Genomic DNA, 19,194 nt, shown 5'->3' with positions numbered 1-19,194 from the left:
CTGCCAGCTCGTCGACCGTATGTAGGGAATGAAGCGCGGGGCAAAGACGAAAAGGCAGCAGCCGCCATAGGAGACTCCTATGGCCAGGAATGTGCGAAACTGGCGTGGTGACGGAAAGCGAGCGCGCCATGGACCGGCGCCTGGAGCGAGCCATCCTGGACCTCCTGGAGCGGCGCGATCCGGCCTCGACCATCTGCCCGTCCGACGCGGCGCGGGCGGTGTACGAAGGGGACGACGACGGCTGGCGCGAGCTGATGGAACCGGCCCGCCGCGCGGCCCGCCGCCTGGTCACCGCCGGCGAAGTGGAGATCACCCAGGGCGGCCACCGGGTCGAACCGGCCACGGCCCGCGGCCCGATCCGCATCCGCCGCCTCACCTAGTCCACCGCCTTGGGCGGCCGCGGACGGCGCCCATTGCTAGGCTGGCGCCCATGCGGATGGGTGTGAACGTCCCCAACTTCGGTCCCGGAGCGCATCCGGAGCACCTCGGCCGGTGGGCCGGGACCGTGGAAGGCCTCGGGTTCGATCTGCTGATGATGTCCGACCACGTCGCGATCACGCCGGACGTGGCCGAGCAGTACCCCGCACCCTTCTACGAGCCCTTCACCACGCTCGCCTGGATGGCCGGCATCACGACCAGGATCAAGCTGGGCACGACCGTCCTCATCACCCCCTACCGCCACCCCCTTCTCGTCGCCCGCATGGCCGCCAACCTGCACGAGCTCAGCGGCGGCCGACTGGTGCTCGGGGTGGGCGTCGGCTGGGCCCGGGAGGAGTTCGCGGCCCTCGGCGTGCCCTTCGAACGGCGTGGCGCGCTGACCGACGAGCATCTGCGGACGCTGCGCGCCGCCTGGGACGACGAAGCCGACTACCGATCCGGCCAGGTCCCGCTCTGGATCGGTGGGAACAGCGACGCGGCCATGCGCCGGGCCGTGCGGTTCCAGGCCCCCTGGCATCCGCTGCGGTTCACGATGCCCTGGTTCAGGGACGCGCTGGTCCGGCTGAAGGCCATCGCCGCCCAGCTGGAGCGGCCCCTGCCCGGCTTGGCGCCGCGGATCCGCCTGGCGCTCACGGAAAAGCCGGTGGACCACCCGGAGCGCCGGGCCGGAGAAGGAACCATCGAGCAGTTCCTCGAAGACGTCGAGGAACTGCGCCTGGCCGGGGCCGACACCGTGCTGCTCGACCCGTACCACGGGGATCCGAACGAGACCCTGCGGCCCGAGCCGGCCTGGCAGGCGCTGGCCACCGTGGCCGCACACCGGGCCTAGCCGAGAAAGGGAGCAACCGTGGCACCTCACGATCACGACGACCCTCCGGGGACCGACGCGTCCCCTGCCGCGTCCGTCACCGACACCGATCTGGTGCATCTGCGGCGCTGCGTGGAGCTGGCGGCCGAGGCGCTCGACGCGGGTGATCTGCCGTTCGGTTCGGTGCTCGTGGACGCCGACGGCCGGGTCAGGGCCGAGGACCGCAACCGCGAGACCACCGCCAAAGACCCCACGGCGCACCCGGAGCTGGCGCTCGCCCAGTGGGCCGCGGCGAACATGGCCCCCGAGGAACGGGCCACGGCGATCGTGTACACCTCGGGTGAGCACTGCCCGATGTGCGCGGCCGCGCACGGGTGGGTCGGTCTGGGGCGCATCGTGTACGCGAGTTCGTCCCGGCAGGCCCGGGAGTGGAAGGCCGAGTGGGGCGTTCCCCTCACCTCGCCGCTGAGTCCGCTGACCATCCAGGACGTCGTGCCCGGCCTGGACGTGGCCGGACCGGTGCCCGAACTCGCCGCTGAAGTCAGGGCGTTGCAGTGGCGCCTGCGTACGGGCGAGAGCGCGGGCGACTGACGGCGGGCCACAAGGCGACCCGCACGGGTACGGACGGTTCCGGGGCCCGGCAGCTGGTGCGCTGCCGGGCCCCGGCGTGTTCCCGTACCTGTGCGTGTGATGTGGCCGAGCGGATCGGACCGTGTGGCGGCAGGGCCTGCGACGGCATGCCGTGTCAGACCATGAACTGGTCGTACTTCGCCATGTGTTCGCGCAGCTCTTCCATGCTGGGGTTGCGGCCGCCCGCCGTGAGACGACCCAGGCCGCGGAAGTAGTCCTCGCGGTCGTAGATCGGGTAGAACATGATCAGCAGGGTGGCGTCCTCGGTTCCCCGGTTCGTGAAGCCGTGCGGCTCACCCTTGGGAATGTAGGCGAACGCGCCCGGCTCACCCACCACCTTGCGGTCGCCGATGGTGAACTCGATCTCGCCCTTGACCACGTAGAACATCTCGGTGGACTGCTTGTGGATGTGCGGGGACGCGCCCTTGGCCTCCGGTGCCATGTGGTGCTCGAAGAAGCCGAATTCCCCGTTGGAGTCGGGGGTGGTGAGCTTCAGATAGGTCCTCTTCGTGTCCCGGATGTCGACGTATTCGCCTTCACCGGCGGGGACGTACAGCGGTACGGACATTCTTTCCTCCTGGAGTGGTGTTCGTGTCGTGCGGTGTGGTGACGTGCGGGCCGCCGGCCCATCCCTCGGGCCGGCGGGCGGAGGTGATCACGTGGCCTCGGCCAGGGCCGGGTCCTGCCGCGGCCTGCTGTCCGCCTGGGCCTGCGCCCACCGGCCGATCGCCGGTGCCGCGAGACCGCAGAGGGCGAACAGCGCGGCCAGGACGGCCCATCCGGTGCTGCCGGCCGTGATGACCAGGCCGACGACGAGAGGTGCCGCGATCTGCTGGACGGCGACCCCGAGCCAGAAGACCGAGAGGTAGACGCCCTCCTGTCCGGGCGCCGCGAGCAGATACGACCCGCCCCAGCCGCCCGCGGACTGGAACAGCTCGCCGGCGGTCAGCGCGACCATGGCGAGGAGCAGCACGCCGACGGCCATGACGACGGGCGGCTTCGGCGCGGCGACGAGCAGCAGGCAGCAGACCGCGAGGGAGACCCCGGCCCGCACCAGGGCCCGCGCCGAGCCGGCGATGGTCTCGGTGCCCCGGCTCGCGCGCACCTGCAAGGTGACCGCGAGCACGGTGTTGACCGCCACCAGCGGTGAGATGACCGCCGCGGGGACTTTGGTGTGCTCGACGATCCACAGCGGGACGCCGATGCTCAGCAGGGTCATGTGCATGGTGAGGATGGCGTTGATGCCGGTGAACGACAGGAACGGTTTGTCGCGCAGGGCGTCGACGGAGAAGCGGCGCCGCAGGCTCTTCGCCGGCTTGCTGAGCACCGGCAGCCGGTGGGCCAAGAGCGCGAGTATGGCGAACGAGGCGGCGTTGAGCAGCAGGATGGCGCCGTAGCCGGCCCGGGTGTCGATCAGCAGCCCGACACCGCCGAGCAGGGCGCCGACGGTGAAGCCGACGTTGCGCAGCGACCGCAGGACCGCGACCACCCGGACCCGGTCGTCGGTCGCCGTCACCTGTCCGACCAAGGCCTGTTCCATCGGTGCCGCCGCCTTGTCGACCAGGCCGAGCAGGCACACCACCGTCAGGAACTGCCACAGGTTCTGGACGAACGGGTAGAGGACGAAGCAGGCGCAGCGCCACAGGCTCACCCCGACCAGGACCTTCTTCGGGCCGATCCGGTCGGCGAGAACGCCGATCGGCACCGCCGTGGCCAGCGCGATCGCGGCCGACAGGGTCAGGCCCAGGCTCAGTTCGCCCACCGACAGATGGACGGACCGGGTGATGAAGGGCACGGAGACGGCCAGGAAGGCACCGGTGCCGACGGCGTCGATCATCGCCATCACCGACAGCCGCATGCCGACCCGTCCGCCGGGGATGGACCGGGGCCACCCGCGGGCGCGCTGCCAGAGTCCAGACATCTGCTTCCTCATTCCGTGGTGATCCGGACGGTGGCCTCGGCGTCCAGGGCGCGTCGCCGCGCGGATGCCGCGTCAGGGCCGGTCGCGATGACGTGCCCGGCACGGTCCCAGGAGGACGTCCACGGCAAGACCTCCTGGCCGGCCTCGACGTCGACCTCCACGTCCCGGACACCGGGCAGGGCCCGTGCCGCGTGCGTCCCGGCGACCTTCGTGACGGTGCCCGGCTCGGCGGCCAGGAAGCGGATCGCGGCTACCGCGCGCGCGGAGCGCGGCAGGGTGACCGGGCGCCCGGCCAGCAGGTCGATCAGGGCCAGCCTGATCCGGGTGCCGTAGGCCAGGTCGTTGAGGTCGATCAAGTAGTCGCCGGGGCAGCGTCCCGCGCATTCCACCAGGGCGGGGCCGGAGTCGGTCAGGATCCACTCGGCGTGCAGGATGCCGGTGCGGTAGCCGGTCGCCCCGATGAGCGCGCGCATCGCGGTCTCGAACGCGGTCTGCGTGGCCCGGTCCAGCGGAGCGGGCAGCAGATGACCCAGCTCCACCGGGTAGGGCCCCGGAATCACGGTTTTGGCCGTGACGTTATGGAAGATGATCTCGCCGTCCCGCACCAGCGCCTCGACGCTGTACTCGGGTCCGCGCAGGCGTTCCTCGGCCAAGAAGCGCCACGTCAGGGCGCGGTCGGGTACCTGCTCGTACTCGTCGGCGGACGAGGTGCGCTCCCAGGCCCGCGCCGCCGACGCGGCGTCGACCGAGTCGAGGAGCTGTACGCCGACGCTGGCCTGCCGGTTGGCCGGCTTGACCACCACGGGGCCGTCGCCCGCGAAGTCGAGGATGTCCTCGGGCCCGTACACCTCGCGCCAGCGCGGGCCGCGGACACCGGCGGCGTCGCACACCTCGCGCAGCCGGGCCTTGTCCCGCAGGGCCTGCGCGGCGTGTTCGGTCGCGCCCGGCAGGCCGAGTTTCTCGGCGAGCGCGGCCGCCGCGGGCACCGCGTACTCCAGTCCGGGCACGACCGCGACGACCGGGCGCCGGGCCTCCAGTTCGGCGGCCAGATCGAGGGCGCCGGCCGACTGCTGGTAGCTCGTGGGCACGATGCGCTCCAGGCAGCCGAAGCGTCCTGCCGCGTCCCGCAGGTCCCGCTTGCGGATGATGTCGGGCTCTTCGAGCACCACGACGGACCCGTCGGGCACACTCCCGTCGATGGCCCGTAAGTAGGCCGCGTTGTAGCCGACGAACACCACCTGCGCGTCGGTGCGGTGGGTGGTCATGGCCACCTCCTGGTGGGTCATGACGACCTCCTGGCGGGTGAGGCGGAGCCCTGCACGGTCGTTGCCTTTCTGCGGGTGGGCAGGTTCGGATGGGTCGAGGGGTGCGGGGGCGCGCCGGGTGACGGCGCGCGTGGGGGTGTCGGACGCTCCAGGGCCAGCCCGTCGGCCCGTACGGGCGTCCCGTCGATGACCAGCTCGATGGTGGCCAGGACCTCGGCGCACCGGCTGCGCGCTTGGGCGGGCGTGGCGCCCGAGACGATGACGTGCCCGTGGCGGCCCTTGGAGTCGCGGACTTCCCGCACCCGGTCGCCGGGGCGCGGCCGCAGGGCCAGCTCGTCGACGTAGGGCAGCCGGCGGGCCCTTTCCAGGCCGCGGATCGCGTCGAGCCGGCCGGGCGGGAAGGTGAAGAACCGGACGGCTGCCGTCGCCGTCGGTGCGGGCACGTCGGCCGGTGTGCCCGCCAGGCCGGTGAAGATCGCCTGTTCGATGTCGAGGCCGCAGGCCAGTTCGACGAGCCGGGGTATCCGGTCGCCGCCGAGGCGGGCCTGTGACTCGACGATGCGCGGGCCGCGGGCCGTCCAGATCACCTCGGTGTGCGCGGGGCCGGAGCGGTATCCGCACACGGTGAGGAAACGGACGGTCAGCTCCTCGACGGCACGCCGGCGCTCGGGGGGCAGGGGCGCCGGGTGGACGTGTCCCACCTCCACGAACAGCGGCGGTGGCCCCAGCAACTTCTCGGTGATGCCGACGACTTGGTGGTCGCCCTCGTGGCTGAGTGTCTCCACGCTGTACTCGGGACCGCGCAGATACTCCTCCACGAGGAAGGGACCGTCATAGCCGTAGGTGTCGACGAGTGCCGTCCAGGCCGTCAGGTCTCCCGGCTCCTGCCACAGGAACACGCCCCGGCTGCCGGCGAGCGCGACCGGTTTGACGACGGCCGGGGTGCCGATCCGCCGGACCGCGCCCGGCACGTCCTGCCGCGTCGGAGCCGCGGCGAAGGAGACCGGGGACACATCGTGCCGGGCGAGCAGGTCGCGCATCGCGTGCTTGTCGGCGAGGAAGCCGATCGCCGCGGCGGAGTTGACCTCGGCGTGCAGGGACTCGGCCACCTCGTGGGCGAGGACCATCGTCTCCTCCCGGCCGATGTGATAGATCACCGAGGCGTGGTGCTGCCGGGCCACCGATCCGATGGTGCGGCGCAGCAGGTCCCGGTCGCTGAAGTCGGCCGTCACGAACAGGTCCGCCAAGTCCCGTACGTCGGAGAGGTAGTCCGGTGTCTCCAGTCGCGGATCCCAGATCGCGCCGACCCAGAACCCGGCGGCCCGTGCCTTGCGCACGAACTGGCGGTAGGGCATGACCATCAGCAGGCGCGGCCGGTCGTCGGCCAGGAGCGCCCGGGGCGCGGGCGCCGTCATCGCGCACCGCCAGGGACGGTCGCCGTCGCGGGCGCCGGGGCGGCCTCGCGGCCGAGCAGGCTCAGATACCGCTCGCCGGTGTCGGGCAGGAGGGTCACGATGCGCCGGCCCCGGTACTGGGGGCGGGCGGCCAGGACGCCGGAGGCGTGGACGACCGCGCCGCCCGAGACACCGGCCATCAGCCCGGCGTGCACCGCGAGCCGCCGGGTGGTGTCCATGGCATCCGCGTCGGACACCGTGATCACCTCGTCGATGAGGCTCTGTTGCGTGGTCGACGCGATGAAGCCGCCGTTGAAGCCCGGGATGCCGTGCGTGCCTGGCCTACCGCCGGACAGCAGCGGCGATCCCGCGGGCTCCACCGCCACGATCCGCACCGCGGGGTGGCTCTCGCGCAGATACCGCCCCGCGCCACTGAGCGTACCGCCGGTGCCCACGCCGCAGACGAACACGTCGATTCGTCCGTCGGCGTCCTTCCAGATCTCGGGGCCGGTCGTCTCGTAGTGCGCCCGTGTGTTGTCGGGATTTTCGTGCTGGCGGCAGAACCACGATCCGGGGGTCTGCCGGTGGAGTTCCTCGGCCTTGTCGACCGCCGCCCGGTAGCCGCCGGAGTGCGGGGTGGTCACCACTTCGGCGCCCAGCGAGCGCAGCATCGCCACGCGCTCCCGGGTCGCGTTGTCCGGCAGCACGATGACGCAGCCGTAACCGCGGTGTGCCGCCAGCGCGGCCAGCGAGATCCCGGTGTTGCCCGAGGTCGCCTCGATCACGGTGCCCGAGCCCGGGGCGAGCAGGCCCCGCTCCTCGGCGCCGCGCAGCATCGCCAGGGCGGCCCGGTCCTTGCTGCTGGACCAGGGGTTGAACAGCTCCAGTTTTGCCAGCACGTCGGCGTCGGCCGGGGCGCCCTCCACGATGCGGTCCATCGGCAGCCTCAGCAGCGGGGTGTTGCCGATCAGGTCGACCAGGGAGGCGGCCACCGGGCGCCGGGAGACCGGCTCGGTGCGGATGGCGATCTCCTGGACGGCGGCCTCCGCGGTGCGCGCCGCCAGCTGCGCGGTCTCGGCCACCACGAGCACGTGCCCGGCGCGGTCGCCGTTGCGGCGCAACTCCCGCACCACGGCGCCCGGCGTGGGTTTGACGACGACCTCTTCGACGCCGGGCAGCGCGGCGGCCCGCTGCCGGCCGGTGACCGACACCACCCGGCCGGGCTGCGCGGTCAGATAGCGGATGGCGGCCCCGGCCACCGGCCGGGGCGGCAGTGCGGGCACCGGCAGCGGCTGGCCGAGGTACTGACGGGCCACCAGCTCCAGGGACTTGACGCCGAGCGCCCGGTCGACCAGGTGGGTGATCTTCCCGCCGGCGGGCCGGGGGTTGATCTCGATGAGGCGGGGGCCCGAGGAGGTCACCTTGACCTCGACGTGGGCCATGCCCAGGTCGAACCCGACCGCGCGCAGCGCCTGGACGGCCAGCTCGCCGCAGGCGGTCACGAGGGGCTCGGGCAGAGCGGAGGGGAAGGTGTGGGCCAGTTCGACGAAGTAGCCCAGGCCCACGACCGACTTGTCGGTCACGCCGAACACCTCGTATCGGTCGCCGTCGGCCAGCACCTCCACGCTGACCTCGGGGCCGGTGAGGTACTCCTCGACCATCAGCTCGTGGTGGCGGGCCTGGCCTCGGGTGTTCTGTGCGCGGGAGCGGATCAGGGCGACGTGCTCGGCGGCCTGTTGCGAGGTGTCGACCAGGCGCACGTCGGCGCTGCTGGTCTCGTCGGCGGGCTTCACCACGCAGGGCAGGCCGATCTCGGTCGCGGCCGTGGCCGCCTCGTCGGGGGTGAGCACCGTGCGGAACGCCGGTATCGGTACGCCGCGTTCGGCGCAGCGGCGGCGCATCAGCGCTTTGTTGCGTGCGGTGGCCACGCCGTCGACGCTGACGGTGGGCAGGCCGAGGTGGACGGCGACCTCGGCGGCCACGACCACGTCGTACTCGGCCAGGGTGAGGAAGGCGTCGAAGGGGTGCTCGGCGCCGGCCGCGTGGACGTGCGGCAAAAGTTCGTCGAAGACGTTGGTCTCGCACCGGACGATGTCGTCGACGTAGCGGTCGAAGTAGTCCGGGCCGCCCGGGACCGCGAGGTAGCGCTCCAGGTCGCGGGTGAAGAAGGTGACGCGGCAGTCGAGTTCCTTGATGATCTGCAGGCCCTCGAAGCCGGAACCGGAGAGATTGCTCTCCAGGACTCCGACGTGAATCATCTGTGCCTCCGTTGGCGTGCCGGCGCATGGCCGGGCGTCGAGAGAAAAAGGGTGGGGACGGTTTGCGGGCAGGACGGTGGGCGCTCACCAGCACCCGGCGGTGGCCAGGGTGCGCAGCAGCTGCTCGGACTCCGCGCGTTCCGCGTCCGACAGCGGTACGACGGTGGTGGCCGCGGGGGCCGTCACCCGGGCCCGGGGCGGCACGTCGCCCAGGACCAGGGAGCCGGCGCCGATCAGTGCGTCGTCGCCGACGGTGACCGGGCCGAGCACGAGCGCGTTGGTGCCGAGCACCACGCGGTCGCCGACGACCGGGTGCCGCCGTGCGCCGGGCTCGCGCCGTGCGTCGCGCCACCAGCCGACCGCGCCCAGCGTGACCTGGTGGTAGATCGTGACGTCGTCGCCGATCTCGGCGGTCTCCCCGATGACGACCGCGGCCCCGTGGTCGATGAACACGCGCCGGCCGAGCCGCGCACCGGGGTGGATCTCGATGCCGCCGGTCGCCGCGCGCGCCCCGTAGGCGATGAGTCGCGCGAGGTGGCGGTGCCCTCGGGTGTAGAGGACGTGTGCCGTGCGGTGGGCCCACAGGGCCGGCAGGGCGGGATGCAGCAGCGCTTCGGCGCGGGTGCGGATCGACGGGTCCCGGGCCACGATCATGGCGAGGTCCTGCCGCATCCTGGTGACTGTCTTGCGCATGCGGTCCTCCGCCTCAGTAGTCGGGACTCTTGACGAGATGGCCGGGGTCTTCGACGATCTCCGGGATGTAGACCCGCTCGTTCCACACGTCCTGGGCCACCGGTTCCAGGGCGATGGAGACGACGCCTTCGTCGACCGAGAAGGCGGTCCTGACCGCGCTGGTGATCGCGTCCACCAGGGTCGATATCTGGGTCTCCTCGAGGTTGTTCGGGAAGTGCTTGATGTTGACGTGGGGCACGGGAATGACCTTTCGGGTGAGTCGTGCGGCCCGCACGGCGGCGACGAGTTCGTCCACCCCGTGCGCACGCAGCAGTGCGTAGTGATCGCCCCGCAGCCGTTTGGTCCGGGGCGGCGCGCTCGTCAGGGCGTGGCCGTGTTCGATGAAGGAGTCCTGGTCGCCCGCGGCCCGCAACACCGTGACCGGTGCCGTGACCCGGCGGCCGGCTTGCTGGTGCGGGGCGTACTCGAACAGGAAGGTCTGGCGCACCACGCCGACGATCCTGCGGACCAGTTCGCGGTCCAGGTGCTCGAACCGGCCGCAGACGAAGCGAATGAAGGATTCCTCGTCGTGCGTCGATGCCAGGCATTCGGCGACCGCCGCGCGCCGGATGTTCCCGGCGAACACGGAGTAGAGGATCGAGACGAAGGTGGGATCGGTGAAGTGCGTCGTCGCCTCGGTGGGCACGTGTGCGCCGGCCTCCACGGGCGGCTTGCCGGGCGCCAGGAGCAGCACCTCGTCGACGCGCTCTCCGGAGGCTTCGAGCTGGCGGGCCACCGCGAAGGCCAGCCGCGCGCCGAAGGAGTACCCCCACACCGTGTAGGGGCCGGTCGGCTGGACCTGCCGGATGAGCTCGATGTCCTTGGCGACCATCTCCTCGAACGTCGGGTAGGCGCGCTCGCCGGGGTTGATGCCGTGGGCTTGGACGCCCAGGAAGGGCCGGTCGAGATCCAGCCGCCCGGCCAGCAGGCGCAGGCTCATGGGGTAGCCGCCGAGGCCGGGCCAGCAGAAGACGGGCCGCCCGCCGTCGGCGCCGCGCAGCCGCACCAGCCGCGACAGTGCGGTGGCCGGCGTGCGGTCCACGAGGCGCGCGAGTCCGGCGACCGTCGGGGCGTCGAACAGCACTTGCAGCGGCAGGGAACTGCCCAGCTCCCGGTTGATCCGGCCGACCAGGTTGACCGCGGTCAGCGAATGGCCGCCGACGGCGAAGAAGTTGTCCCGGATCGACACCCGCTCCTGGCGCAGCACCTGGCCCCACAGTGCGGCGATGGCCTCCTCGGTGGGCGTGCGCGGGGGGACGACCGGAGCGTCGGCGTCGTCGACGGCGGCCTTGTCCAGGGCGCGCAGGGCGTGCTGGTCGACCTTGCCGTTGGGCGTCAGCGGAAAGGCGTTCAGGACGGTGACCCGGTTGGGCACCATGTACGGCGGCAGGGATTCGGCGAGGTTGTCCTTGATGATCTCGGCCGGGCCCCGCATGTGCACGGAGTCCTCCTTCATGCCCTCGCTGAGCCGCTGCTCGGTGCTGACCCGGCCGCCCACGGCGAAGTAGGAGGCCGTGTCCGGGCCGGTGCCCAGGAGGTCCGCGATGCGGCGGGCCGAGGCCAGGGGGTTGCCGGTCTGCGAGCTGTAGCCCGAGGACATCAGGCCCAGACCGAGGTCGTTCAGCTGGAGGCGCTGCAACTCCCGGCCCAGGTCGACATAGCGCTGCCAGGGTGCGGTCGCGCTGCCGAGCATGCTGATCCCGAAGCTCGACCGGGCGTAGACCTCCTGGTTGATCGCGATGACGTCCTGCTTGCGGATCAGACCGTCCGACACCCGCACCAGATCCCCGGCGTGGTACCGGTATTGGCCCTCGGCGAGATCGGCGATCCGGCCGGGGTGAGCCTGGACGTACAGCTCGACCGGGTGCGGTCCGGCCGGGTCGGTGGCCGTCCGCACCTCGTAGGTGCCCAGGTGGAAGTCCTCCTGCGGGCAGCGCAGCACGTCCTTGACGCCGGGGCTGTCCGCGAGGGGGCCGACGCGCAGCCCGTACTCGGGGAGCACCTGGTCGAACAGGCCGAGCATGTGGCCCGCTTCGAACCGGAGGACTTCTTGGATGTTGTTCTGGTAGACCGGCTCGATGGCCGAGCGGCGCCCGATGAAGTGGAGGCGCAGCCCGGGCGGGCCTGCGGCGGGGGCGGGGCGGATCAGTGTGAGGTGGTGCTCGACGGGGTGGTAGTAGTAGTGGCCCGCTTCCAGGCCGGCGACGCCGGACAGCTCCAGGTAGAGCTGGGTGGCGTACAGGGAGCCGGGCGAGGCGTACCCGTACTTGGGCAGCAGGCGCTCGCCGCTGGGGAATTGGCCGAAGTAGCGCAGCAGGGAGCCGAGTTCGGCCAGGGTGAGGCTGCTCGGGTCGCGGGGTGCCAAGGAGCGGCGGGCGGGCGGGGCGAGCAGGGCCAGGACGTCGTCGCGGGTGACGGGGCCGCCCTCGTAGAACCGGTAGGTCTTGCGGCCGAACACCGTGCGCCGCTGGCGGGCCGTGGGGGTGCGTCCGGGCAGCTCGACGAAGGGCAGCCCTGCGTCCTGCCGGGTGCCCAGGTTGCCCAGCTGTGCCTTGAGCTGGAGCCTGCTCTGCTTGGATTGGTGGTGGGCGCCGTGGTTGCCCTGGTCCATCAGCGCGGCCCGTTCGGGGTCGAGTTCGACGAAGGCCACGAGGTTGGCGCCGGTCCGCGGGTCGTCGCGGACCAGGACGGCGGCGGACTTGACCCAGTCGTGCTTCTCGACGGTCACCTTGATCTCGTCCAGCTCGACCCGGAAGCCGCGCAGCTTGACCTGGCTGTCGGTGCGGCCGAGGAACTGCACGGTGCCGTCGTCGTTCCACCGGGCCAGGTCGCCGGTGCGGTAGAGCCGGGTGGGGCCCTGACCGCCGGGGAGCGAGGCCGTGACGAAGCGGTCGGCGGTCATCTCGGGGTTGTGCAGGTAGCCGCGGGCCAACTGCGGTCCGCCTATGTACAGTTCACCCGATGCGCCGGATACGACCGGCCGGCGGGCGGCGTCGAGGACATGGAAGGTCGTGCCGCGCACCGGCCGGCCGATGGAGAGGTGGTCGGGGCCGTGGTGCACGGCCGTCCGGTCCACGCGGTGGGACGACGCGTTGATGGTGCATTCGCTCGGGCCGTACAGGTTGACCAGTCCGGCGTGCGGCAGCGCGTCGAGCAGCTCGATCGCCAGGCTCTTGGTGAGGGCCTCGCCGCCGCTGAAGACCTGGGTGAGCGAGGTGCAGTCGGCCAGCCTGCCGGTGTCGGCGAGGGCCTGCAGCAGGGTCGGTACGCCCTGGAGGGTGGTCACGCCGTTGGCCTGGATGAGGTCGATGAGCCCGCCGGGGTCGGCGTAGACGCCTGGTTGGCTCATCACCACGCCGGCGCCGCACGCCGGGGCGAGGATTTCCCACTGGGCGGCGTCGAAGCTCAGCGGGGTCTTCTGGAGCACCGTCTTCCCCGGCCCGAGACCTTGCTCGTCGGCCAGCCAGCGCAGCTGATGCACGATGCTGCGGTGCTCGATCCCGATGCCTTTCGGATTGCCCGTGCTGCCGGAGGTGTAGATGACGTACGCGAGGTGGTCGCCGCGTACGCGCGCCACGGGCGGACAGGCCTGGGGCCTGGCGTGGGTGTGTGCCCGGGACAGGGTGAGGATCGTCGTGTCCGGGGGCGCCAGCGCGGTCACTCGCGTGACCAGGGACTCGTCCGTGAGGATGACCTTGGTGCGGGAGTTCGCGATCATGTGGCGCACGCGCTCGTCCGGATACTCGGGCGACAGCGGCAGGTAGGCCGCGCCCGCCCGCAGCACGCTCCAGACGCCCACCATGAGGTCGACGGAAGGCTGCATGAAGATGCCGACCGGTTCGTCCGCCGCCGCACCGAGGTGCCGCAGGCGGTCCGCCGTGGTGGCGCTGTGCTCACCGAGCTGCTGGAACGTCAGTCTGTCCGGTCCGCACGAGACGGCGGTCCGCTCCGGTCGGGCGTGTACGGCCGCGCACAGCATGTCTGGCAGGGACAATTCCTTGGGACCCGTGGGGTTCGTCATCATTCTCTGACCTAGAATCCGTCAACTTTTGGGTGCGTCATGGGAATGGATTCGCTCAATCACGTGGAAGTCGCGGCGGAAATGGCCATGCTGAATAGGCAGCCGGAATCGACCGCCGGCCGTTGCGCGTAGACCGTCGTGCGAGAGCAGCCGGGGAGGCTGGAGGTGAAAAGGGATCGACGAGGGACCGGGTGCGGTCCCGTCTCATCCGGAAGGCGCCCGGGTGGGCGGTGGCCTGCGATGGAAGGACGGTCCGCGGCTGCGCGCGTCCTGCACCGTCAGGGTGTGGAAGGCCTCAGCACCGCGGAACGATGCGTCGATCGACCTCAAAATACTTCTCGAACATACCTTTACACTCTCCCCCGTTTTGACTGGCCGGTCTGCGATCAATGCGATCGAGCGAAACGCATCATCGGTCTGATCGTGAATTCCATACCGGCGAGTCTCTCTTGCTGAGGCGCTCACCTTAATTCCTGAGAAGACGCCTTGTAAAACATTAACTTTGTTACAGAGCAGGGGAGTTGGCCTGACTGCGCGAGGTGGGCGCGGTCGATCGGCATCCGCTTTGCGCTGTCCTGACGACCGACGCGGGCGCGCCTGCTGGCGAAACGGAGCGCCCGCTTTACAGGCGCCGGGTTCCGGCAAGGAGGGGCCAGTTGGCCGAAAATGAGGGTTGACCTGCCGCGTGGGATCGTTCACCGCGGTCACCTCTCACCCAAAGGCCATCAGAGCGCCCACCCGTTCCAGACCCGGGAGGGGCCCTATGAGGGGAGGCGGGCGGGTGCAAGAGACCGCGGGAGCCGTCCGGCGGCGTGGCACGGGCAGACCGTACGCGCCGGGCCCGCCCACCGGGCCGACCGGTGGACAGAGGGCCACTGACCTCGCCGAACAGGGTGTGTCGTGCAGTTCGCTTGTCGGGCGCGGCAGTTGGGCGGACAGTGGAGCGCAAGGCCTGCTCCCCTCGCCCGCCCCCGGCCCGCCGAGGGCCGGGCGGTCGCTCCCCGCCTCGCACCGGCTGGGGCCGCCTGATCGAGCCAGCCCGAATCAGGTACCGGGCAGGCCCGAACCAGGTACAGATTCGGCCCGAACCGGGTATCGGGCGGCTCTTGCACGCTCCGTGCTCCGCCCTCCGTGCCCCGATCTGCTGGATGAGGCCCGAACGCCGTACACCAGCGCCGGCCGCACGCCACGATGCCCCTGTGTCAGAAGCGATCTATGGACTCATCGGCGCCCTGGGCGGCGCCGTCCTGGGCGGCGCGGCCACGATCACGGCCCCCGCGCTCACCGGCCGCCATGTGCGGCGCCAAGAGCAACGCGTGCGCAACGAAGTCGAGTTCGACCGGATGATGGACCTGCGGGTCGCCACCCGCGACCTCCTGCTGATCCTCGACGAGGCACGGGAGGCGGTAGGCCGGGGCGAGCCCGCCGACCTCAGCGGATTCCGTGACGCGGTACAGGCGACGCGCAAGGCCGCGGACCGCTGCGCGATGTACGGGCTGCACTTCTCCCACACCCCCAGCACTCCGGAGATGCGCGGTTGGCAGCGGCCGTCACCGGAAACCGTGGCCCTGCGTGAATGCATCGACCTGGTGCGACGCGTGCTGCGCCTCATCCGTGACGACGTCCCGCGGGCCCGTGGAGCGGTGGACCCACAACTGCTGCGGCGGATCGACATCACCTTCGAAGGGGCCGAAGACTGCCGGCGCCAGGTCCTCGGGGTGCTGATGGACCGGATGGAAGAGCTGAGAGCGGAGATGGAAGGGGCGCGCCCCTGAGCAGCCCTGCCGGTCAGGTCCGTCCGCTGCGTACGGCGTCGGCCAGCGCCCGGCCATAGGCGCGGGAGCCCGCGGCGGTGGGATGCAGCGGGAATGCGTCGCGGGCGGAGAGGGCGCCTTCGATGTAGCGGTCGGCCGGTTCGGCGCAGGAGTCGTGGCCGGCGCCCAGGGCCCCGGTGTCGACGAAGGTGGCCCCGTGGCGTGCGGCAGCGGTGCGCAGCGCCGTGCCGAGCTGGTCGACCTTGGCCTGGATGTAGTCGGCGTCCTGGCCCCAGTAGGGCTGGCGGGGGAAGCAGCCCCCGGCGCGGAAGTACTGGCCGTACCCGACGACGTACACCCGTGCGTTCGGGGCGCGCCGGTGGATGGCGTCGAGGACGGCGTCGAACGTGGGCGCCCAGGTGTCGATGGCGGTGCCGTACCGGTCCGTGCCGCCTTCGGTGCCGGCCGCCGCACAGCTCTTGCCCAGGGGCTGCGGCAACGCGTTGAGACAGTCGACGGTCAGGCGGGACAGGGCCACGTCGTTGGCGCCGATGGTGACGCTGACGAGGTCGGTCTCGGCGGACAGCGCGTCGTACTGGGGCGCGGTGCCGGAGTGCTGCGGGGCGGTGAAGTCGTCGGCGGTGGCGCCCGAGCAGCTCACGTCGGTCAGCGTGGCGCCCAGCGCTCCGGCCGCGACATGCGGGTAGTCGGCGAGGGAGCGGACGCACTTGGGGTCGGCGGGATCGGCGGGGCGGACCAGCGGGGCAGCGGCAAAGGAGTCGCCGAGCGCGACGTAGTGGAGGCGGTCGCCTTCCGCCGCGACGGCGGGCGGCGCCGCGAGGGCGGTGGCGCAGAGCAGGCCGGTGACCAGCAGGGTACGCAGAGGCGTTCTCATGGGTGTCCCTTTCGTGGCGGTGCGGATTCGGCCCGGGCGCGCGGACATGCGGGGGAGCACGGGCAGGGGCGTGCCCTCAGGACCAGAGGCGGCGTTCGCGTTCCCGGGGTGCGTGCACGACGCGGGCGCCGTCGGCCCCGTACGTCATGACGGGCCGCTCGGTGTTCCACCGGGGCCAGCCGGGGTCGCCGCCGGATGCGAAGGCGACCCATGCCCGGTGCATGGCCTCGGCCAGGCTCCGCGGCGCCGCCGGGCCCGTCAGGAGCAGGCTGTCCGGGGTGCCGAGATTGTCGAAGACGAAGCCGATCTCCAGGGCGTGGCAGGCGCGGAGATCGTGCTGCGGGGACGGCCAGGCGAACTCGTAGACGAAGGTCCGGCCGGGCCGGTCCGCGCGGGCGTCGGCCAGCCGGTTGAGGGGGACACGCAGCACCTTGTCGGTGACCATGGCGCCGAGGATCTCGCCGGGTGACGCGCCGGGTCTGGCGGCGCGGTAGACGCCCGGAGCCCTCCAGGGCGCCCGGCCCTTGAGGACGGCGGCCCACAGCGCGGCGTTGCCGATGCGGTCGACGAGGCCGCCGGGCACGAACCAGAGCCGGTACTCGTCGGTGTTCCCGCCCAGCAGGACGTCGATGCCGTCGGAGGATCCCTGGGCCAGCGCGGCGGCAGGCGCCTGCGGCAGGATGTCGCCGTCGACGACGAGGTGGAAGCCGCGCCCACCGGTCAGCGGAGTGCCGCCCGCGGTGGCAGCCCGCTGGGCGGCCAGCAACTGGGCGCGGTCGACGCGGGCGAAGTCCCGTGCGGTGGCCGGGACTCGAAGATGCCGGGCGATGGCGGTCGTGGTGCGCGCCGCTTCGGTCCTGGTGACGGCGGTGGGGGCGCCGCTTTGGAGGATCGCCCGCCGGAACAGGCCCTTGGCCCGCGGGCTGGCCAGCAGGGCCGCGATGCTGAGGGCTCCGGCGGACTCGCCGAAGACGGTGACGTTGTCCGGATCGCCGCCGAAGGCGCGGATGTTGGCGCGCACCCAGGCGAGCGCGGCGATCTGGTCGCGCAGCCCGAGGTTGGCCGGGGCGTCGGGAAAGACGCCGAACCCTTCGATGCCGAGGCGATAGTTGAGGGAGACGAGGACGACGCCGTCGCGGGCGAAGGCCCGGCCGTCGTAACTGCCCACGGCGGACGAGCCGCCCCGCAGGGCACCGCCGTGGATCCACACCATCACGGGGCGGGCGCCCTCGCCGGGCGTCGCGGTCCACACATTGAGGTTCAGGCAGGCGTCGCCGGGGATCTCCGGGTCGGGCAGGAGCGCGTCCAGGGGAGGCGGGTAGGGGTTCTTGGGAGCGGTGGGCCCGAACGCCGCGGTTTCCAGGACGCCGTCCCAGGGCGGTACGGGCGCCGGGGGAGCGAACCGCAGCGGGCCCACGGGCGCCGCGGCGTAGGGGATGCCCCGGAAGGCGGCGATGCCGCCCTCGACCGTGCCGCGCACCGGACCGCACGCCGTGTCGATGACGCTCACGCGCACACCTCCTTCAGCTCCCGCTTGAGGATCTTGCCGCTGGGGCCGAGCGGCAGCTCGTCCAACAGCCGCACCACACGCGGGTACTTGTGCTTGCCGAGGTGCGCGCGTGCCCACGCCACGATCTCCTCGGGCGTGGCGGCGGCGCCGGGCCGCAGGACGACGGCGGCGCAGATCTCCTCGCCTCTGGCCTCGTCGGGCAGGCCGAGGACGCTGACCTGGGCGACGGAAGGGTGGCGGGCCAAGATCTCCTCGACCTCGCGCGGATAGACGTTGAAGCCGCCGCGGATGATGAGGTCCTTCTTGCGGTCGACGATGCTCAAGTAGCCGTCGGCGTCATGGACGCCCAGATCGCCGGTGCGGAACCAGCCGTCGACGACGGCGGCCGCAGTCGCCGCGGGGTCGTCGAGGTATCCGGCGAAGACGTTGTGGCCGCGCAGCACGACTTCGCCCACCTCCCCGGCCGCAAGCAGCACGATCCGGTCCTCGGTCTCCGGGTCGGCGACGGCTGCCTCCACGCCCCAGATGGGGTGGCCGACGGTGCCGGGCCGGCGGCCGGTGGCGAGCTGGTTGAACAGGGCGGCCGGTGAGGTCTCGGTGAGCCCGTAGCCCTCCAGTACGACGGTGCCGAAGGCGGCCTCGAAGCGCTCAAGGAGTGCGGTGGGCAGGGCCGCGCCGCCCGAGACGGCCATGCGCAGGCGGCCGGGACGCTGACCGCCGTCCTCGAGCGTCTCGGTCAGGGCGTGGTACATGGTGGGCACGCCCATGAAGACGCTCACGCCTTCGCTGGCCATCAGTTCAAGTGCGCCGGGGCCGGTGAAACGTGCGCTCAGGACGAGGGCCGCACCGGCACGCAGGGCGGCGTTCATGGCACAGGACTGGCCGAAGCTGTGGAAGAGCGGCAGACAGCCGAGGACGACGTCGTCAGGGGTGAGGGCGAACAGATCTTGGGCGCAGACGGTCGCGTTCATCACCAGGTTGGCGTGGGTGAGCAGGGCGCCTTTGGGCCTGCCGGTGGTGCCGCTGGTGTACAGGATCACGGCGGTGTCCTTTGCCTCGCGCGGCTCGGCGGCCGCCAGAGGCTCGCCGTCGGTGGTCACGTGCAGCACCTCGACACCGGTCTTCGTCGCCGCGGCCTGCGCGATCGCTTCGAGGGGCCCCGCGGTGACGATCGCGCGGCATGCGCTGTGCCGCAGGACGTGGGCCACTTCGTCGGTGACGAGCAGCGCGTGGACGGGCACGGCCGTGCCGCCGGCCGCGAGCACCGCGTAATAGGCGCGCGGGAAGTCGGCGGTGTTGGGCAGCAGCAGCGCGACCCGGACGCCCGGTCCGACGCCGTGGGCGCGCAGCCGGGCCGCGAAGCGCAGGACGTCGAGCCACAGCGTGCGGTAGGAGACGCGGACGTCGCCGTCGACGACCGCGATGCGGTCGGGATGGCGGACGGCGGATTCCTTGAGGATGGTGGCGACGCTCAACTGCACGGTTGCTCCCTTGCGCGTACGAACGGTGGTGTCCGACGGCCTCAGCTTCCGGCACCCTGCCGTCGCGGAACCATGTGCAAGAGCCCA

Annotated in this window: 14 protein-coding genes and 1 pseudogene; 4 read left to right on the top strand and 11 right to left on the bottom strand. The window is 71.8% G+C overall.

The features are described from left to right. Positions 1–128: 128 nt before the first annotated feature. The 3 genes from QBL25_RS02740 to QBL25_RS02730 all read left to right on the top strand — a co-directional run bounded on the left by QBL25_RS02740 (position 129) and on the right by QBL25_RS02730 (position 1,837). Positions 129–380, top strand: coding sequence for a DUF3253 domain-containing protein (locus QBL25_RS02740; RefSeq protein ID WP_409062527.1), 252 nt, complete (start codon positions 129–131; stop codon positions 378–380). Between the two features lie 50 nt (positions 381–430). Beyond that, positions 431–1,267, top strand: coding sequence for an LLM class flavin-dependent oxidoreductase (locus QBL25_RS02735; RefSeq protein WP_409055331.1), 837 nt, complete (start codon positions 431–433; stop codon positions 1,265–1,267). Between the two features lie 90 nt (positions 1,268–1,357). After that, positions 1,358–1,837, top strand: coding sequence for a nucleoside deaminase (locus QBL25_RS02730; RefSeq protein ID WP_409062526.1), 480 nt, complete (start codon positions 1,358–1,360; stop codon positions 1,835–1,837). A 154-nt stretch (positions 1,838–1,991) separates the two neighbouring features. On the opposite strand, the gene QBL25_RS02725 is transcribed toward QBL25_RS02730, so the two are convergent. From QBL25_RS02725 to QBL25_RS02690, 8 genes and pseudogenes are all read right to left on the bottom strand, one after another. Beyond that, complete coding sequence (locus tag QBL25_RS02725; RefSeq protein ID WP_365853761.1) at positions 1,992–2,444, bottom strand: cupin domain-containing protein; 453 nt, start codon at positions 2,442–2,444, stop codon at positions 1,992–1,994. A gap of 87 nt (positions 2,445–2,531) precedes the next feature. Beyond that, complete coding sequence (locus QBL25_RS02720; protein ID WP_409055330.1) at positions 2,532–3,797, bottom strand: MFS transporter; 1,266 nt, start codon at positions 3,795–3,797, stop codon at positions 2,532–2,534. Positions 3,798–3,805: 8 nt separating this feature from the next. After that, positions 3,806–5,083 carry an ATP-grasp domain-containing protein gene (locus tag QBL25_RS02715; RefSeq protein ID WP_409055329.1) on the bottom strand — a complete coding sequence of 426 codons (1,278 nt, stop codon included), beginning with the start codon at positions 5,081–5,083 and terminating at the stop codon, positions 3,806–3,808. Then, positions 5,080–6,477, bottom strand: a complete 1,398-nt coding sequence (locus tag QBL25_RS02710) for an ATP-grasp domain-containing protein (RefSeq protein WP_409055328.1) — start codon at positions 6,475–6,477, stop codon at positions 5,080–5,082. The genes QBL25_RS02715 and QBL25_RS02710 overlap by 4 nt, the downstream gene beginning before the upstream one ends. Further along, a complete protein-coding gene (locus QBL25_RS02705) occupies positions 6,474–7,715 on the bottom strand; it encodes a cysteine synthase (protein ID WP_409062525.1) in 1,242 nt (413 codons plus the stop codon). The genes QBL25_RS02710 and QBL25_RS02705 overlap by 4 nt, the downstream gene beginning before the upstream one ends. A gap of 111 nt (positions 7,716–7,826) precedes the next feature. After that, positions 7,827–8,714 (bottom strand): annotated as a pseudogene (locus QBL25_RS02700) (acetyl-CoA carboxylase biotin carboxylase subunit family protein); the annotation flags it as partial. A gap of 84 nt (positions 8,715–8,798) precedes the next feature. After that, a complete protein-coding gene (gene epsC, locus QBL25_RS02695; RefSeq protein ID WP_409055327.1) occupies positions 8,799–9,407 on the bottom strand; it encodes a serine O-acetyltransferase EpsC in 609 nt (202 codons plus the stop codon). Positions 9,408–9,420: 13 nt separating this feature from the next. Beyond that, entirely contained in the window at positions 9,421–13,440 is a 4,020-nt protein-coding gene (locus tag QBL25_RS02690; protein ID WP_409055326.1) for an amino acid adenylation domain-containing protein, read from the bottom strand. Positions 13,441–14,666: 1,226 nt separating this feature from the next. Here QBL25_RS02690 and QBL25_RS02685 point away from each other — a divergent pair. After that, entirely contained in the window at positions 14,667–15,242 is a 576-nt protein-coding gene (locus tag QBL25_RS02685) for a hypothetical protein (protein WP_409055325.1), read from the top strand. Positions 15,243–15,255: 13 nt separating this feature from the next. On the opposite strand, the gene QBL25_RS02680 is transcribed toward QBL25_RS02685, so the two are convergent. From QBL25_RS02680 to QBL25_RS02670, 3 genes are all read right to left on the bottom strand, one after another. After that, positions 15,256–16,116 carry an SGNH/GDSL hydrolase family protein gene (locus QBL25_RS02680; protein WP_409055324.1) on the bottom strand — a complete coding sequence of 287 codons (861 nt, stop codon included), beginning with the start codon at positions 16,114–16,116 and terminating at the stop codon, positions 15,256–15,258. Positions 16,117–16,192: 76 nt separating this feature from the next. Beyond that, positions 16,193–17,626 carry a carboxylesterase/lipase family protein gene (locus QBL25_RS02675; protein ID WP_409055323.1) on the bottom strand — a complete coding sequence of 478 codons (1,434 nt, stop codon included), beginning with the start codon at positions 17,624–17,626 and terminating at the stop codon, positions 16,193–16,195. Continuing rightward, positions 17,623–19,107: a long-chain-fatty-acid--CoA ligase gene (locus tag QBL25_RS02670; protein WP_409055322.1), complete on the bottom strand. Its 1,485-nt coding sequence runs from the start codon at positions 19,105–19,107 to the stop codon at positions 17,623–17,625. The genes QBL25_RS02675 and QBL25_RS02670 overlap by 4 nt, the downstream gene beginning before the upstream one ends. Positions 19,108–19,194 lie beyond the last annotated feature (87 nt).

It is taken from the genome of Streptomyces sp. SYP-A7185 (assembly GCF_046103685.1).
Lineage (GTDB): Bacteria > Actinomycetota > Actinomycetes > Streptomycetales > Streptomycetaceae > Streptomyces.
The sequence above is the reverse complement of the archived record's forward strand: the minus strand, read 5'-3'. Positions and strand labels throughout refer to the sequence as shown.

Bases quoted from the DNA above. Each gene is read 5' to 3' on its own strand.
- epsC (WP_409055327.1), bottom strand. From the start codon at position 9,407: ATGCGCAAGACAGTCACCAGGATGCGGCAGGACCTCGCCATGATCGTG.
- QBL25_RS02740 (WP_409062527.1), top strand. From the start codon at position 129: ATGGACCGGCGCCTGGAGCGAGCCATCCTGGACCTCCTGGAGCGGCGC.
- QBL25_RS02725 (WP_365853761.1), bottom strand. From the start codon at position 2,444: ATGTCCGTACCGCTGTACGTCCCCGCCGGTGAAGGCGAATACGTCGAC.
- QBL25_RS02680 (WP_409055324.1), bottom strand. From the start codon at position 16,116: ATGAGAACGCCTCTGCGTACCCTGCTGGTCACCGGCCTGCTCTGCGCC.
- QBL25_RS02710 (WP_409055328.1), bottom strand. From the start codon at position 6,477: ATGACGGCGCCCGCGCCCCGGGCGCTCCTGGCCGACGACCGGCCGCGC.
- QBL25_RS02715 (WP_409055329.1), bottom strand. From the start codon at position 5,083: ATGACCCACCAGGAGGTGGCCATGACCACCCACCGCACCGACGCGCAG.
- QBL25_RS02735 (WP_409055331.1), top strand. From the start codon at position 431: ATGCGGATGGGTGTGAACGTCCCCAACTTCGGTCCCGGAGCGCATCCG.
- QBL25_RS02720 (WP_409055330.1), bottom strand. From the start codon at position 3,797: ATGTCTGGACTCTGGCAGCGCGCCCGCGGGTGGCCCCGGTCCATCCCC.